Genomic DNA, 14534 nt, shown 5'->3' with positions numbered 1-14534 from the left:
CGCAACGGTGCCGTGCTCCGCGTGCGGTAGTGCGCGCACTTCGCCGTCGGCTGTGATCACCTCGACTTCACGGTAGATCCTTGAAATCGACTGGTCAATGTCCTCCTGTGGGCGCCCGGGGCCCGGGAGCATCACCGATATCCCGGCCGGAATGTCCATTTTGCGAAACCCGGACTCGCGGCCTCTGGGAAAAGTTCCCGAAAGCCGTGTTCGTCTCCGAGTGGCGGATACTCGACCCCCCCATCGATCGCGCGTTCGACTGGTATTCACCCTTCCAACTGGCGTGTCGAGGCCCGGGGCGTATGCCGGAGGCCGATGCGCCCGGGTACCTCTTCCCGCCACGCGCCGCGCGTCGTTGCCCCACCCAAGGTGCTCGCGGGCTGGTCGAGGTACGTCCCGTCGCACGCCGGAGCCGGGGCAGAGTGCCCGGTCGGAGGGGTGGCCGAGGCCGGCCGAGTCCTCGGTTCGAGCGTTCCTCCAGCGGGATTCGAACGGAGGCGCGTCGCACCGGCCCCCTCGCCCGGCCCGTCCGACACCCTTCCGGCGCCCGTGTCAAGGCTCTCCGCACCCCTCCACGCGCCATTGAGCTGAATGCGAGGCATTCCGCGCACCCTCGCTCCGTGGACATTTCTGTTGAAGCCGACACGGGGCCGTGCTCCGTCATGTGCGGGGCCAAAGGCTCCGGTGGAGGGGGAGGCGGATGAAAACGGCAATGAATCGCCGTGCGGTCATCACGGGAATAGGGATCGTGGCCCCGGGTGCCATCGGGGTGAAGCCGTTCTGGGACCTTCTGACGTCCGGCCGCACCGCCACCCGCACCATCACCGCGTTCGACGCCACCGCCTACCGTTCCCGAATAGCCGCGGAATGTGATTTCGACCCCTCGGCGGAAGGGCTCACACCCCGGCAGATTCGCCGTATGGACCGCGCCGCGCAATTCGCGGTCGTCGCCGCACGGGAAAGCATCGAGGACAGCGGGATCGACCGCGAGGCCCTGGACGGCTCCCGGATCGGAGTGGTCATCGGCAGTGCCGTCGGCTGCACCACGAGTCTCGAGAACGAGTACGCGGTCGTCAGCGACAGCGGCGGCAACTGGCTGGTCGACCACACCTACGCCGTACCGCACCTCTTCGACTACTTCGTACCCAGCTCCATCGCCGCCGAGGTCGCCCACGACCGCATCGCGGCGGAAGGACCCGTCTCGCTCGTCTCCACGGGGTGCACCTCCGGCCTGGACGCGGTGGGCCGGGCCGCCGATCTGATCGTGGAGGGGGCGGCCGACGTGATGGTGGCCGGCGCCACCGAGGCGCCCATCTCGCCCATCACCGTGGCCTGTTTCGACGCCATCAAGGCCACGAGCCCCGACAACGACCGCCCGGCCGAGGCCTCCCGGCCCTTCGACCGCACCCGCCGGGGCTTCGTCCTCGGCGAGGGGGCCGCGGTCTTCGTCCTGGAGGAAAGGGAGCACGCCCTCCGCCGGGGTGCCGAGGTGTACGCCGAGATCACCGGATTCGCCAGCCGCAGCAACGCCTTCCACATGACCGGTCTGCGGCCCGACGGGCTGGAGATGGCGGAGGCGATCCGGGTCGCGCTCACCGAGGCCCGTACGGAACCGTCCGCGATCGACTACGTCAACGCCCACGGCTCGGGCACCAAGCAGAACGACCGCCACGAGACCGCGGCCTTCAAGCGCAGCCTCGGCGAGCACGCCCGCCGGACCCCGGTCAGCAGCATCAAGTCGATGATCGGCCACTCCCTGGGTGCCATCGGCTCCCTGGAGATCGCCGCCTGCGCCCTCGCGATCCGCCACGACGTGGTCCCGCCGACGGCCAACCTGCGCGAGCCCGACCCGGAGTGCGACCTCGACTACGTACCCCTGGAAGCCCGTCCCCTGCCGGTGGAGAACGTCCTCACGGTCGGCAGCGGATTCGGCGGCTTCCAGAGCGCCATGGTGCTGTCCGGGCCCGACGCGCGCGGACGGTCGGCCGCGTGAGCGCGGACACGGTCGTCACCGGGATGGGGGTGCTGGCCCCGACCGGCCTGGGCCACGCCGAGCACTGGACCAACACCCTGCGCGGCGCCTCGGCGATCGGCCCCGTCACACGCTTCGACGCCGAGCGCTACCCCAGCCGACTGGCCGGCGAGGTGGCGGGCTTCGTCCCGGAGGACCATCTGCCCAGCCGCCTCCTGCCCCAGACCGACGACATGACCCGGATGGCCCTGGTCGCCTCCGACTGGGCCCTGGCCGACGCCGAGGTCGACCCCGCCCGGCTGCCGGAGTTCGGAGCGGGAGTCGTCACCGCGGCCTCGGCGGGCGGCTTCGAATTCGGCCACCGGGAGCTGCAGAAGCTCTGGGGCAGCGGCCCCGAACACGTCAGCGCCTACCAGTCCTTCGCCTGGTTCTACGCCGTCAACACCGGCCAGATCTCCATCCGGCACGGGCTGCGCGGCCCGGCGGGCGCCCTGGTCACCGAACAGGCCGGCGGACTCGACGCCCTCGGGCAGGCCCGCCGCCAGCTCCGCCGGGGACAGCCGATGGTCCTCGCCGGGGCCGTGGACGGATCACCCTGCCCCTGGGGCTGGGTGGCCCACGTCAGCACCGACAGGATGAGCGAGGAGTCCGATCCCACCCGTGCCTACCGTCCCTTCGCCGCCGACGCGGGCGGGTACGTGCCGGGGCAGGGCGGCGCCCTGTTCGTCCTGGAGGACGAGGAGTCCGCCCGGGACCGCGGGGCCGGCCGCCACTACGGGCGGCTGACGGGCTACGCGGCCACCTTCGACCCGCCGCCCGGTTCGGGACGCCCCTCGAACCTGGTGCGGGCGGCGCGGGCCGCCCTCGACGACGCGGAGCTCCGCCCCGAGGAGGTCGACGTCGTCTTCGCCGACGCGGCGGGCACCCCGGAGGAGGACGCCATCGAGGCCGACGCGCTGCGCGAGCTCTTCGGCCCCCACGGGGTCCCGGTGACCGCGCCCAAGACCATGACCGGCCGCCTCAGCGCCGGCGGCCCCGCACTCGACGTGGCCACGGCCCTGCTGGCGCTGCGCGAGGGCGTCATCCCCCCGACCGTCAACGTCGCGCGACCGCTGCCCGCGTACACCCTCGACCTGGTGACGACGGCGCGCCGGGCTCCGCTCGCCACGGCGCTGATCCTCGCCCGAGGCCAGGGCGGATTCAACTCGGCCCTCGTCGTGACGGGCCCGCGCCGGTCCGGCCGGGCCGCCTCCCACAAGTGACAGGAGAACAGGCGATCATGAAGCAGCTGACGACCGACGGGCTCATGGAGATCATCCGGGACTGCGCCGGCGAGGGCGACCCGGTCGAGGCCACCGACCGTCCCGAGGACCTCGAATTCGCCGTCCTGGGCTACGACTCCCTGGCTCTGCTGGAGACGCTGAGCAGGCTGGAGCGCGTGTTCGGGGTGGCCATCGAGGATGACGAGTTCGCCCGGGCCAAGACCCCGGCCCAGCTCACCACTCTGGTCAACCGCCTTCTTGCCGAATCCTCCTGACCTGGACCGAGCGGTTGGCCTGGCGAGATGCTCACCGAAGTCACAGCGACCCGCCATGTCACGCCCTTGCGTGAGGGCGGCTCGCTTCCGGGCATCGTCGAGGCCGATGATCTCGGTACCTACGTCGTGCAGGCCCCGAGTCCGGGGCTCTGAGCTGAGCTGTCGACTCATCGTGTGGCGCTGACCGGCGGCGTTGCCTCTTTCGAGGTCTTTCACGGGCTTTCTGGCTTGCGCGGCCAGAACCTCCCCGGGAACTTCCCGAACGGCCTCGAAACTCCCCAGCGGGGCGGCCTGGGGAGTGGCGTCGCTCAGACCTCAGCCGCACCACGGGGTACGACCTCACCTCAGCACTCGATGATGTTCACCGCGAGCCCGCCGCGCGCGGTCTCCTTGTACTTGACCGACATGTCCGCGCCGGTCTCCTTCATGGTCTTGATGACCTTGTCGAGGGAGACGAGGTGGCTGCCGTCGCCGCGCATCGCCATCTTCGCCGCCGTGACCGCCTTGACCGCCGCCATGCCGTTGCGCTCGATGCACGGGATCTGCACCAGGCCGCCGACCGGGTCGCAGGTCAGGCCCAGGTTGTGCTCCATGCCGATCTCGGCCGCGTTCTCGACCTGCTCCGGGGTGCCGCCCAGGACCTCCGCGAGGGCGCCGGCCGCCATCGAGCAGGCCGAGCCGACCTCGCCCTGGCAGCCGACCTCGGCGCCGGAGATGGAGGCGTTCTCCTTGAAGAGCATGCCGACCGCGCCGGCCGCCAGCATGAAGCGGACCACGCCGTCCTCGTCCGCGCCGGGCACGAAGTTCATGTAGTAGTGCAGCACCGCCGGGATGATGCCGGCCGCGCCGTTCGTCGGGGCGGTGACCACCCGGCCGCCCGCCGCGTTCTCCTCGTTCACGGCCATCGCGTAGAGGGTGATCCACTCCATCGCGAGCGCCTGCGGGTCGCCCTCGGAGCGCAGCTTGCGCGCGGTGTTCGCGGCGCGGCGGCGGACCTTCAGACCGCCCGGCAGGATGCCCTCGCGGGACATGCCGCGCGCGACGCAGGTCTGCATGACCCGCCAGATCTCCAGGAGGCCCTCGCGGATCTCCTCCTCGGTGCGCCAGGCCTTCTCGTTCTCCAGCATCATCGCGGAGATCGACAGGCCGGTCTCCTTCGCCAGACGCAGCAGCTCGTCACCGGTACGGAAGGGGTACTTCAGGACCGTGTCGTCCGGGACGATCGGGTTCTCGCCCTGGACGGCGTCCTCGTCGACGACGAAACCGCCGCCCACCGAGTAGTACGTCTTCTCCAGGACGAGGCCGCCCTCGGCGTCGTACGCGAAGATCGTCATGCCGTTGGCGTGGTACGGGAGCGCCTTGCGGCGGTGCAGGATCAGGTCCTCGTCGAAGTCGAAGGGGATCTCGTGCGCGCCGACCAGGTTGATCCGGCCGCTCGCCTTGATCCGCTCGAACTCCTCGTCCGCCGTCTCGACGTCGACCGTGCGCGGAGAGTTGCCCTCAAGGCCGAGGAGGACGGCCTTCGGGGTGCCATGGCCGTGCCCCGTCGCGCCGAGCGAGCCGTACAGCTCGGCCCGTATCGAGGCGGTGTGGGCCAGCAGGCCCTCGTTCTTCAGCCGGCGGGCGAACATCCGGGCCGCCCGCATGGGGCCCACCGTGTGGGAGCTCGACGGACCGATACCGATCGAGAACAGGTCGAAGACCGAGATGGCCACGGGAGACTCCTTGTGGGGGGTGGTAGACGCCGTTGTCTGCCGGGGTGGAGCAGAAAAGCGCTGGAACACGGGGTGGGGCACCGCGCTCACTGTCCAGTGTGCGCGGTGCCCCGGAGCTTCGTACGAACTAAACCGGAACTAAAGCGTACGAAATTACTTCAGGCCGGGGTACAGCGGGTGCTTGTCGGCCAGCGCGGTCACGCGTGCCTTCAGGGCCTCCGCGTCGAAGCCGGGCTTCAGGGTCTCCGCGATGACGTCGGCGACCTCGGCGAAGTCCTCGGTGGTGAAACCGCGGGTCGCGAGCGCCGGCGTGCCGATGCGCAGACCCGAGGTGACCATCGGCGGACGCGGGTCGTTCGGGATCGCGTTCCGGTTGACCGTGATGCCGACCTCGTGGAGACGGTCCTCGGCCTGCTGGCCGTCCAGCTCGGAGTTGCGCAGGTCGACGAGGACCAGGTGCACGTCCGTGCCGCCGGACAGGACCGAGACACCGTGCGCGGTGACGTCGTCCTGGACCAGGCGCTCGGCGAGGATGCGGGCGCCGTCCAGGGTGCGCTGCTGGCGCTCCTTGAACTCCTCCGAGGCCGCGATCTTGAAGGAGACGGCCTTGGCCGCGATCACGTGCTCCAGCGGGCCGCCCTGGAAACCGGGGAAGACCGAGGAGTTCAGCTTCTTCGCGAACTCCTTCTTGGCGAGGATGATGCCGCCGCGCGGGCCGCCGAGGGTCTTGTGCGTGGTGGAGGTCACCACGTCCGCGTACTCGACCGGGTTCGGGTGCAGACCGGCCGCGACGAGCCCGGCGAAGTGGGCCATGTCGACCCACAGCTTGGCCTCGACCTCGTCGGCGATCCGGCGGAACTCGGCGAAGTCCAGCTGACGCGGGTAGGCGGACCAGCCCGCGATGATCACCTTGGGGCGGTGCTCCTTGGCGAGGCGCTCGACCTCGGCCATGTCGACCAGACCGGCGTCGTCGACGTGGTACGCGACCACGTTGAACTGCTTGCCCGAGAAGTTCAGGCGCATGCCGTGGGTCAGGTGGCCGCCGTGGGCCAGGTCCAGACCGAGGATCGTGTCGCCGGGCTGGGCGATCGCGAACAGCGCGGCCTGGTTCGCGGAGGCGCCGGAGTGCGGCTGGACGTTGGCGTACTCGGCGCCGAACAGGTCCTTGATCCGGTCGATGGCGATCTGCTCGGCCACGTCGACGTGCTCGCAGCCGCCGTAGTAGCGGCGGCCCGGGTAGCCCTCGGCGTACTTGTTGGTGAGGACCGAGCCCTGGGCCTCCATGACCGCGACCGGAGCGAAGTTCTCCGAGGCGATCATCTCGAGGGTGGACTGCTGGCGGTGGAGCTCGGCGTCGACAGCGGCGGCGACGTCGGGGTCCAGCTCGTGGAGAGGGGTGTTCAGAAGCGACATGAATCGATCCCTAGGGGGTCTCGGTTAGCCGGCGGTGAATGCGGTGTACTCGTCGGCGGTGAGCAGGTCCTCCGGCTCGCCCTCGAGGCGCACCTTGAACAGCCAGCCACCCTCGAACGGTGCGGTGTTCACCAGGGAGGGGTCGTCCACGACGTCCTGGTTGGCGGCGACGATCTCGCCGGTCACCGGCGCGTACAGATCGCTGACGGACTTGGTGGACTCCAGCTCGCCACAGGACTCGCCCGCGGTCACCGTGTCACCGACCTCCGGGAGCTGCACGAACACGACGTCGCCGAGGGCGTTCGCCGCGTGCTCCGTGATGCCGACCGTCGCGACGCCGTCGACGACGTCCGACAGCCACTCGTGCTCCTTGCTGTAGCGAAGCTGCTGGGGGTTGCTCATGGCGTGATTCTCCTGGATCGGGGGAGTGCTGGTGTACGCGGGTCTTACGGGATGAGACGAGGGGTGAGACGAAAGGCGGGGCGAGACGTGAGGCGGCGTGAGACGCGTCACTTCTGGCGCTTGTAGAAGGGCAGCGCCACGACCTCGTACGGCTCGTGGGTGCCGCGGATGTCCACACCTACACCCTGCGTGCCGGGCTCGGCGTGCGCCGCGTCCACGTACGCCATGGCGATCGGCTTTCCGAGGGTCGGGGACGGGGCGCCGGAGGTGACCTCGCCGATGACCTGGCCGTCCGCGACGACCGCCATGCCGGCGCGCGGGACCCGGCGGCCCTCGGCGATCAGGCCGACGAGCTTGCGCGGCGGGTTCGAGGCGGCGCGCTCGGCGGCGGCCTCCAGGGCCTTGCGGCCGACGAAGTCGCCGTCGTTCGTCGTCTTCTCGAACTTCACGACCCGGCCGAGGCCCGCGTCGAACGGGGTGAGGGAGGTGGTCAGCTCGTGGCCGTACAGCGGCATGCCCGCCTCCAGGCGGAGCGTGTCACGGCAGGACAGGCCGCACGGGATCAGGCCGACCGGCGCGCCCGCCTCGGTCAGCGCCGTCCAGACGCCCTCGGCGTGCTCGGGCTTCAGGAAGAGCTCGAAGCCGTCCTCACCGGTGTAGCCGGTACGGGCGATCAGCGCGGGGACCCCCGCGACCGTGCCGGGCAGGCCGGCGTAGTACTTCAGCCCGTCCAGATCGGCGTCGGTGAGCGACTTCAGGATGCCGGGGGACTCCGGGCCCTGGACGGCGATCAGGGCGTACGCGTCACGGTCGTCGCGTACCTCGGCGTCGAAGCCGGCCGCGCGCTCGGTCAGCGCGTCGAGGACGATCTGCGCGTTGGAGGCGTTGGCGACCACCATGTACTCGATGTCACCGAGCCGGTACACGATCAGGTCGTCGAGGATGCCGCCGTCCTCCTGGCAGATCATCGTGTAGCGCGCGCGGCCGAGGCCCACCGTGGAGATGTTGCCGACAAGGGCGAAGTCGAGGAGCTCGACGGCCTGCGGACCGGTGACCGTGATCTCGCCCATGTGGGAGAGGTCGAAGAGGCCCGCCTTGGTGCGGACGGCGGTGTGCTCGTCGCGCTCGCTGCCGTAGCGCAGCGGCATGTCCCAGCCGGCGAAGTCGGTCATGGTCGCGCCCAGGGAGCGATGCAGCGCATCGAGGGCAGTCAGACGGGGGGCAGTGCTCATGGGTGTGGCTCCCGGGTCCCAGGGCAGAAAAATCATGACGGACGAGGACGATCCTCCCCATCTGTCATGGAACCTGAGAGGTTCACCGAGAGCATCTCGTCACCGAGAGATCGGCTTGCACCTTGGGTGGAGCCGCGCCGGGCACGCCGGGGCGGTTCACTTTTCAGATCTGCCTCATCCACGCGGTACGGGGCCTGAGAGATTCAAGGGAGGGTCTTGCTCCTTCGGCGCCCGGGGCCCACCGTGGTGGTCCCGGGACTCTCCCGCGCGGATTCGAGCGGCCGGTATGAGGTTGTGTGCGCTTGGCGCGCACATCATTGCATGGCGGGTCTGATCGGCAAATCGCTTGTGCCTTATTACCGCTTCTTTACACTTCATGGGCAAGGGGTCCTCGGAACCCGACTGGGGGAGAAGCGATGACGTTCCAGCACACCGGCGCCTACGCCACGGGCACGGGCATAGCGGCCCAGCGCGCTCGGGCCAGGACCAGGAAGCGCCGCTCCGCGACCCCCCTGCTGCGTGATCTGCGCGAGCGCGGCGGCCGCGGCCCTCGCGCGCTCTCCTTCGCCGCCGGTGACCTCGTCGTCGTCTCCGGGCTGCCCGGCAGCGGCAAGTCCACGCTCATGCGGCGCGCGGCCGCGGGTCTGGGCATCGATTCGCAGGACGCCCGCGAGCGCTGGGAAGCACGTCTGCCCCGCTTCCTGCCGTACGCCGTCTACCGTCCGCTGGCCCGCATCGCCCACTACGCCGGGCTGCGCCGGGCGCTGCGCTCCGGCCGGAGCGTGGTCGTCCACGACTGCGGCACCCAGTCCTGGGTCCGCAACTGGCTCGCCCGCGAGGCCCGCCGCCGGGGCGGCGCCCTGCACCTGATCCTGCTCGACGTATCCCCGGACGCCGCCCGCGAGGGCCAGCGCGAGCGCGGCCGCGGGGTGTCCGGCTACGCCTTCGCCCGGCACCGTCGGGCGGTCGGCCGGTTGCTGCGCTCCGTCGAGTCCGGCCGCCTGCCGCGCGGCTGTGCCTCGGCGACCCTGCTCGACCGGGAGGCGGCCGGCGCCCTGCGGACGATCGGATTCCGTGCACCGGAGTGAACCTGGAGTGACCCGAGCGACCGGAGTGACCCCGAGTGATCCCGAGTGACCGGAGTGACCCCGTGGGACGCGAGGCGACCCAGAGTGACCCCGTGTGACGCGAAGTGACGCGAAGTGACGCCGAGCGGTGACCGGAACGCGTCCGCGTGCCGCCGGACGCTGATGCGGACCGGCATGCTCCGTAGGCTTTTGGCCACGATGGCACCGGGGCGGCGTTAGGGTTCTGCCCCGAGGGCGCCGTGACCAGGGCGTGCAGGACGCGACCAGGGCGCGTGAGAAGGGGAACCGAGAACCGTGGACGTCACATGGCCGGGCAATGAGCTCGAAGAGGTGCTGGCCGCCTCGCTCGGCAACCCCGCCGCCGGGGGCCGGCTCGTCGAGGTGCTCGGACGGAGCTCCGTCTGGGTGCCCCTGCCCAACGGCGGCAGCCCCGAGAGCCGGGACCTCGACCTCCCCACGCTGGAGATCGACGGCCTGCCCTACGTCCCCGTCTTCAGCTCCGAGCAGCAGTTCCTGGCCTGTGTCGGCGCCCATATGTCCTTCACCGTCGCCCCCGCCCGCGACTTCGCCCGCGGTCTGCCCCCGCAGCTCGGCATCGCCGTGAACCCCGGCGGCACGGTCGGCGCCCCGCTGCCCCCGCCCGCCGTCGCCGAGCTGTGCCGGGTCGGCCGCACTCCGCTGGACGGCCCCGCGAGCGGCGGCCGGGTCCGGCTGTTCGAGCCCGACTGGCAGGACGACCCCGTCGACTTCCTCGCCGCCGCGTCCGCCGAGTTCGAGGCCACCGGAGTCGTCGTCAGCGCGCGCCGCGTCCTGGCCAGCGTCGAGGGCACGGAACCCGCGCTCTTCGTCGGCGTCCAGCTCGCCGCCTGGGACGGTGTCGACCGCAACGCGCCGCTCGACGCGCTCGGCCGCGCACTGGGCCGGGTCGAGGTGGCCTGGCCGGTCAATCTCATCCTGCTGGACGTTGCGCAGGACCCGGTCGGCGACTGGATGCTGGAGCAGGTGCGCCCCTTCTATCAACGGGCCTCCGCGTGATGAAGCTGGATCGGTGGACGGAAGAGGGGCGGGACCAAGGGTGAGCGCGTCAGGCACCGCTGCGGCCGGACAGGTCGAGCACATGCTGCGGCAGGTGGCACCCGGACGCTACGACGCGTACGAACAGCTGCTGCACGCCCTCGCCGACGGCACGGTGTGGATGCTGCTCTGGCAGGGCGCACCCGGCTCGCCGGACGCCCAGTACGGGAACATGGAGGTCGACGGCTTCGGGTACGCCCCCTGCGTCACCTCCGCCCAGGAGCTCTCCGCCTCCGGCTGGAACCGTGCCCACGAGGTGGTCACCGGCGGCGACATCGCCCGCACGCTCTACCCCGAACGCTGGGGCATCTGGCTGAACCCGCACGACCCGGGCGGCGGCGTCGGCATCCCCTGGGCCGATCTCCGACGGATCGCCACCGGTCTCGACCGGATGCCCGCCGGGCCCCTGCGGCTGTCCGAACCCGCCCTGGAGATCCCGCAGTTCTACGCGCTGCTGACCCAGAACGCCCATCGGACCCCGGCCGTACGGGCGTTGCGCCGCACCTGGGTGCAACCCGCGCTGGGATCCCCGTACCTCGCCATCGGTCTCGAGCTGTACGACACCTCCGCCGCCTCGGTCGAGGCGGTGCGGGCCATGATGCGTCAGTCCCTCTCCGCGGTCCCCGACGGGCTGCCCGTGTCGACGGTCGCGATGTCCGACGAGTACGACCCGGTGGCGATGTGGCTGCGCGCCAACGCCCGCCCGTTCTACGACCGCGACGCGCACGTCCCGGTCTATCGCTGACACCCGCCGACGAGACCGGGCCGAGATCTGACAGCGCGTCCGCATCGCGAGACGTCTGTCCAAAAGGGCCGCGCCGAGAACCCTCGGCGCGGCCTTCGTCGTCCCCGGCGAATCCGCCCAAAAAGCGGTCGCGAACGCCGGGTTGGCCGTGATGTCCGTTCCGTACCGAACGGACGGTGTTGCTTCGCTCAGCAGATCTCCCGGTCCGGATAACGGAAGGCTTCGGGCCACATCACGGTTGCGCATCACATCCCCGGCAGGTCTGGCGGGTGATCGTGAGCCCGATGAAGACTCCCCCCAACCGAGAGCCGGACGGCCCGCGACCACGGGCTCTTCACGCACACTTCAGACGCTCTTCGCACCATCAGCGACACCGATGTGAGACAAGCCGCTACAGCGGCGGGCATGGGCCGGCCACCGTCGGCCGAGAGGGGTCCCCACCACGATGACGGCACCACTGCACGACACAGCCGCGGACGAGATCGCTGCTGTCGCCGCCAAAGTCCCTGCCAAGGCCATCGAGGGCCGTTCCCCCGGCCGTATCGCATGGACGCGCCTCAAGCGCGACAAGGTCGCACTGACGGGCGCGTTCCTCGTGCTCTTCCTCATCCTCGTCGCGATCTTCGCGCCGCAGATCGTCAGCGTCTTCGGCCACCCGCCGAACGAGTTCCACGAGGACATGCTCGACCCCGACCTGGGCATCCCCAAGGGTGCCTTCGGCGGCATGAGTTCGGACTTCCTGCTGGGCGTGGAGCCGACCAACGGACGCGATGTCTTCAGCCGCATCGTCTACGGCGCGCGCATCTCGCTCCTCGTCGCCTTCCTGGCCGCCTTCGTCTCCGTCGTCATCGGCAGCGTCCTGGGCGCCGTCGCCGGCTTCTTCGGCGGCTGGGTCGACGCGATCATCAGCCGGGTGATGGACCTGCTGCTCGCCTTCCCGCAGCTGCTCTTCACCATCGCGCTGGTCTCCGTGGTCCCCAACTCGCTCTGGGGTCTCACCGGTACCGGCGTCCGCATGGGCGTCCTGATCGTCGTCATCGGCTTCTTCGGCTGGCCGTACATCGGCCGCATCGTCCGCGGCCAGACGATGTCGCTGCGCGAGCGGGAGTACGTGGAGGCCGCCCGGTCCCTGGGCGCCGGCCGCGGCTACATCCTGCGCAAGGAGCTCCTGCCCAACCTGGTCGCCCCGATCCTCGTCTACACGACGCTGATCATCCCGACCAACATCCTGACCGAGGCGGCCCTCAGCTTCCTGGGCGCCGGCGTCAAGCCGCCCACCGCGTCCTGGGGAAAGATGCTCTCCGACGCCGTCCCGATCTACCAGGCGGACCCGACGTTCATGGTGGTCCCCGGTCTCGCGATCTTCATCACCGTCCTGGCGTTCAACCTCTTCGGGGACGGGCTGCGTGACGCACTCGACCCCAAGGGCAGCTGAACCGATTCACCTGATTCACCTGAATCCATTCCTGGGAGGTTGGAACACAGTGATCCGCAGAAAGAAGGCAGCAGCGCTGACCGCGCTGGTCGCCGCTCTCTCCCTGACCGCGGCGTGCGGCGGAGGCGGCAGCGACGACAGCGGCAAGGGCAACGGTGCCGCCGGAGCAGGCTTTAACGCGGCGACCAAGGGCGTCGTCAACGTCTCCGACAAGAAGGGCGGCGAGCTCAAGCTCTGGTCGCCCCAGGACGTCGACTACCTGGACCCGGCGCGCGCCTACTACGGCTTCGTCTGGAACATGCAGCGCCTGTACATCCGTCAGCTGCTCGCGTACGACAGCAAGCCGGGCGAGGCGGGCACCAAGCTGGTCCCGGACCTCGCCGAGGCCCTGCCGGTCCTCAGCAACGGCGGCAAGACGTACACGCTGAAGCTGAAGGACGGCGTCAAGTTCGAGGACGGCACGCCCGTCACCTCCAAGGACATCAAGTACGGCATCGAGCGCGTCTTCGCGCAGGACGTGCTGTCCGGCGGTCCGACGTACCTGATCGACATCCTCGACCAGGGCCAGAAGTACCCCGGCCCGTACAAGGACAAGGCCGCCGACAAGCTCGGCCTGAAGTCGGTCCAGACCCCCGACGACAAGACCATCGTCTTCAACCTGGCGAAGCCGAACTCGGACTTCTCCTACCTGCTGGCGATGCCGTCCTCCTCGCCGGTCCCGATGGCCAAGGACACGGGCGCCAAGTACACCAACAAGCCGCTGGCCACCGGCCCGTACAAGGTCACCAGCTTCACCGCCGGCAAGGGCGCGACCTTCGAGCGCAACCCGCACTGGGACCCGAAGACCGACACGATCCGCAAGGGTCTGCCGGACAAGGTCTCCTTCACGGTGACCACCAACGCCGAAGACATGGACCAGCGTCTGCTGTCGGGTGACATCGACCTCGCGGTCGACGGCACGGGTGTCCAGGACGCCGCGAAGATCAAGATCCTGCAGAACCCGAAGCTGAAGGCCAACGCGGACAACCCGTTCACGGGCTACATCCGCTACATGGTCTTCCCGCAGACGGTGGCGCCGTTCGACAACGTCGAGTGCCGCAAGGCCGTCATCTACGCGGCCGACCCGAAGTCCCTGCAGACCGCCCGTGGCGGCCCGACCTCCGGTGACCTCGGCGCCAACATGCTGCCGCCCGGCATCCCCGGCTCCGACAAGGCGTACGACCCGTACGGCCTGACCGGCGGCAAGCCGCAGGTCGACAAGGCCAAGGCCGCCCTCGCCGCCTGTGGCAAGCCGAACGGCTTCAAGACCACGATCGCGGTCCGCAACAACCGCAAGGCCGAGGTCAAGACCGCCGAGTCCCTGCAGGCCGCGCTGAAGACCGTGGGCATCGAGGCCTCGATCGACCAGTACGACGGCAAGCTCTCCTCCTCCACGATCGGTTCGCCCGAGAACGTGAAGAAGAAGGGCTACGGCATCATCGTCATGGGCTGGGGTGCCGACTACAACTCCGGCGCCGGCTTCCTGCAGCCGCTGGTGGACGGCTCGTTCATCCTGCCGAACGGCAACAACAACTACTCGATGCTGAACGACCCCGAGGTGAACGGCCTGTTCGACAAGGCCGCCGACGCCCCGACGCCGGCCGAGGCCGCGCCGTTCTACACCGAGATCAACAAGAAGATCATGGAGAAGGCGCTCTACCTGCCGATCAACTTCGACAAGGCGCTCGTCTACCACAACCCCCGCCTGACGAACGTCTACTTCAACGACTCGCTGGGCAAGATCGACCTCGCCACCGTGGGCGTCGTCAAGTAGTCACGTAGTCAAGTAACAGCAGGACATGTGCCTTCACCCCACATGCGCTAGTTCGAAGGGCAGGTGAAGGCCGCAGGCGGCGGCTGTCGTCCCCACAAGGGGCGGCAG

At 69.9% G+C, this 14534-nt stretch carries 12 protein-coding genes and 1 riboswitch; of the genes, 8 read left to right on the top strand and 4 right to left on the bottom strand.

Annotated elements, in window-relative coordinates:
* Nucleotides 1-712: 712 nt before the first annotated feature.
* From ACFYV5_RS07535 to ACFYV5_RS07525, 3 genes are read left to right on the top strand one after another with little or no spacing between them, the layout of a single operon-like run.
* Nucleotides 713-1993, top strand: a complete 1281-nt coding sequence (locus ACFYV5_RS07535) for a beta-ketoacyl-[acyl-carrier-protein] synthase family protein (protein ID WP_355107630.1) — start codon at nt 713-715, stop codon at nt 1991-1993.
* Nucleotides 1990-3234: a ketosynthase chain-length factor gene (locus tag ACFYV5_RS07530; protein ID WP_389165534.1), complete on the top strand. Its 1245-nt coding sequence runs from the start codon at nt 1990-1992 to the stop codon at nt 3232-3234. The genes ACFYV5_RS07535 and ACFYV5_RS07530 overlap by 4 nt, the downstream gene beginning before the upstream one ends.
* Before the next feature lie 17 nt (nt 3235-3251).
* Nucleotides 3252-3509 (top strand): acyl carrier protein, encoded by a 258-nt coding sequence (locus ACFYV5_RS07525; protein ID WP_355107626.1) that lies wholly within the window; start codon nt 3252-3254, stop codon nt 3507-3509.
* A gap of 344 nt (nt 3510-3853) precedes the next feature.
* Here ACFYV5_RS07525 and ACFYV5_RS07520 read toward each other — a convergent pair whose 3' ends face one another.
* From ACFYV5_RS07520 to gcvT, 4 genes are all read right to left on the bottom strand, one after another.
* A complete protein-coding gene (locus ACFYV5_RS07520; RefSeq protein ID WP_389165531.1) occupies nt 3854-5224 on the bottom strand; it encodes an L-serine ammonia-lyase in 1371 nt (456 codons plus the stop codon).
* 153 nt (nt 5225-5377) lie between these two features.
* A complete protein-coding gene (gene glyA / locus ACFYV5_RS07515; RefSeq protein WP_355107622.1) occupies nt 5378-6637 on the bottom strand; it encodes a serine hydroxymethyltransferase in 1260 nt (419 codons plus the stop codon).
* 24 nt (nt 6638-6661) lie between these two features.
* Nucleotides 6662-7039, bottom strand: coding sequence for a glycine cleavage system protein GcvH (gene gcvH / locus ACFYV5_RS07510; RefSeq protein ID WP_355107620.1), 378 nt, complete (start codon nt 7037-7039; stop codon nt 6662-6664).
* Nucleotides 7040-7146: 107 nt separating this feature from the next.
* Nucleotides 7147-8271: a glycine cleavage system aminomethyltransferase GcvT gene (gcvT, locus tag ACFYV5_RS07505; RefSeq protein ID WP_355107618.1), complete on the bottom strand. Its 1125-nt coding sequence runs from the start codon at nt 8269-8271 to the stop codon at nt 7147-7149.
* A 173-nt stretch (nt 8272-8444) separates the two neighbouring features.
* Nucleotides 8445-8547: riboswitch (glycine riboswitch) on the bottom strand.
* A gap of 140 nt (nt 8548-8687) precedes the next feature.
* Here gcvT and ACFYV5_RS07500 point away from each other — a divergent pair.
* The 5 genes from ACFYV5_RS07500 (at nt 8688) to ACFYV5_RS07480 (ending at nt 14426) form a co-directional block, all read left to right on the top strand.
* On the top strand, nt 8688-9359 hold the full coding sequence (locus ACFYV5_RS07500) for an AAA family ATPase (protein ID WP_355107617.1): 672 nt from the start codon (nt 8688-8690) through the stop codon (nt 9357-9359).
* Between the two features lie 294 nt (nt 9360-9653).
* Nucleotides 9654-10394: an enhanced serine sensitivity protein SseB gene (locus tag ACFYV5_RS07495; RefSeq protein WP_355107615.1), complete on the top strand. Its 741-nt coding sequence runs from the start codon at nt 9654-9656 to the stop codon at nt 10392-10394.
* Nucleotides 10395-10434: 40 nt separating this feature from the next.
* Nucleotides 10435-11178 carry an enhanced serine sensitivity protein SseB C-terminal domain-containing protein gene (locus ACFYV5_RS07490; RefSeq protein WP_355107613.1) on the top strand — a complete coding sequence of 248 codons (744 nt, stop codon included), beginning with the start codon at nt 10435-10437 and terminating at the stop codon, nt 11176-11178.
* Between the two features lie 445 nt (nt 11179-11623).
* Nucleotides 11624-12613, top strand: coding sequence for an ABC transporter permease (locus tag ACFYV5_RS07485; RefSeq protein ID WP_355107611.1), 990 nt, complete (start codon nt 11624-11626; stop codon nt 12611-12613).
* Between the two features lie 49 nt (nt 12614-12662).
* Nucleotides 12663-14426 (top strand): ABC transporter substrate-binding protein, encoded by a 1764-nt coding sequence (locus ACFYV5_RS07480; protein WP_355107609.1) that lies wholly within the window; start codon nt 12663-12665, stop codon nt 14424-14426.
* The last annotated feature ends 108 nt before the right edge of the window (nt 14427-14534 follow it).

This window comes from Streptomyces sp. NPDC003035, assembly GCF_042888285.1.
In the GTDB taxonomy this organism is placed as follows: Bacteria; Actinomycetota; Actinomycetes; order Streptomycetales; family Streptomycetaceae; genus Streptomyces.
This window is presented reverse-complemented; position numbering and strand designations above follow the sequence as displayed.

Coding starts and splice junctions, on each gene's coding strand:
- ACFYV5_RS07535 (WP_355107630.1), top strand. CDS start 713: ATGAATCGCCGTGCGGTCATCACGGGAATAGGGATCGTGGCCCCGGGT.
- ACFYV5_RS07525 (WP_355107626.1), top strand. CDS start 3,252: ATGAAGCAGCTGACGACCGACGGGCTCATGGAGATCATCCGGGACTGC.
- glyA (WP_355107622.1), bottom strand. CDS start 6,637: ATGTCGCTTCTGAACACCCCTCTCCACGAGCTGGACCCCGACGTCGCC.
- gcvH (WP_355107620.1), bottom strand. CDS start 7,039: ATGAGCAACCCCCAGCAGCTTCGCTACAGCAAGGAGCACGAGTGGCTG.
- gcvT (WP_355107618.1), bottom strand. CDS start 8,271: ATGAGCACTGCCCCCCGTCTGACTGCCCTCGATGCGCTGCATCGCTCC.
- ACFYV5_RS07500 (WP_355107617.1), top strand. CDS start 8,688: ATGACGTTCCAGCACACCGGCGCCTACGCCACGGGCACGGGCATAGCG.
- ACFYV5_RS07485 (WP_355107611.1), top strand. CDS start 11,624: ATGACGGCACCACTGCACGACACAGCCGCGGACGAGATCGCTGCTGTC.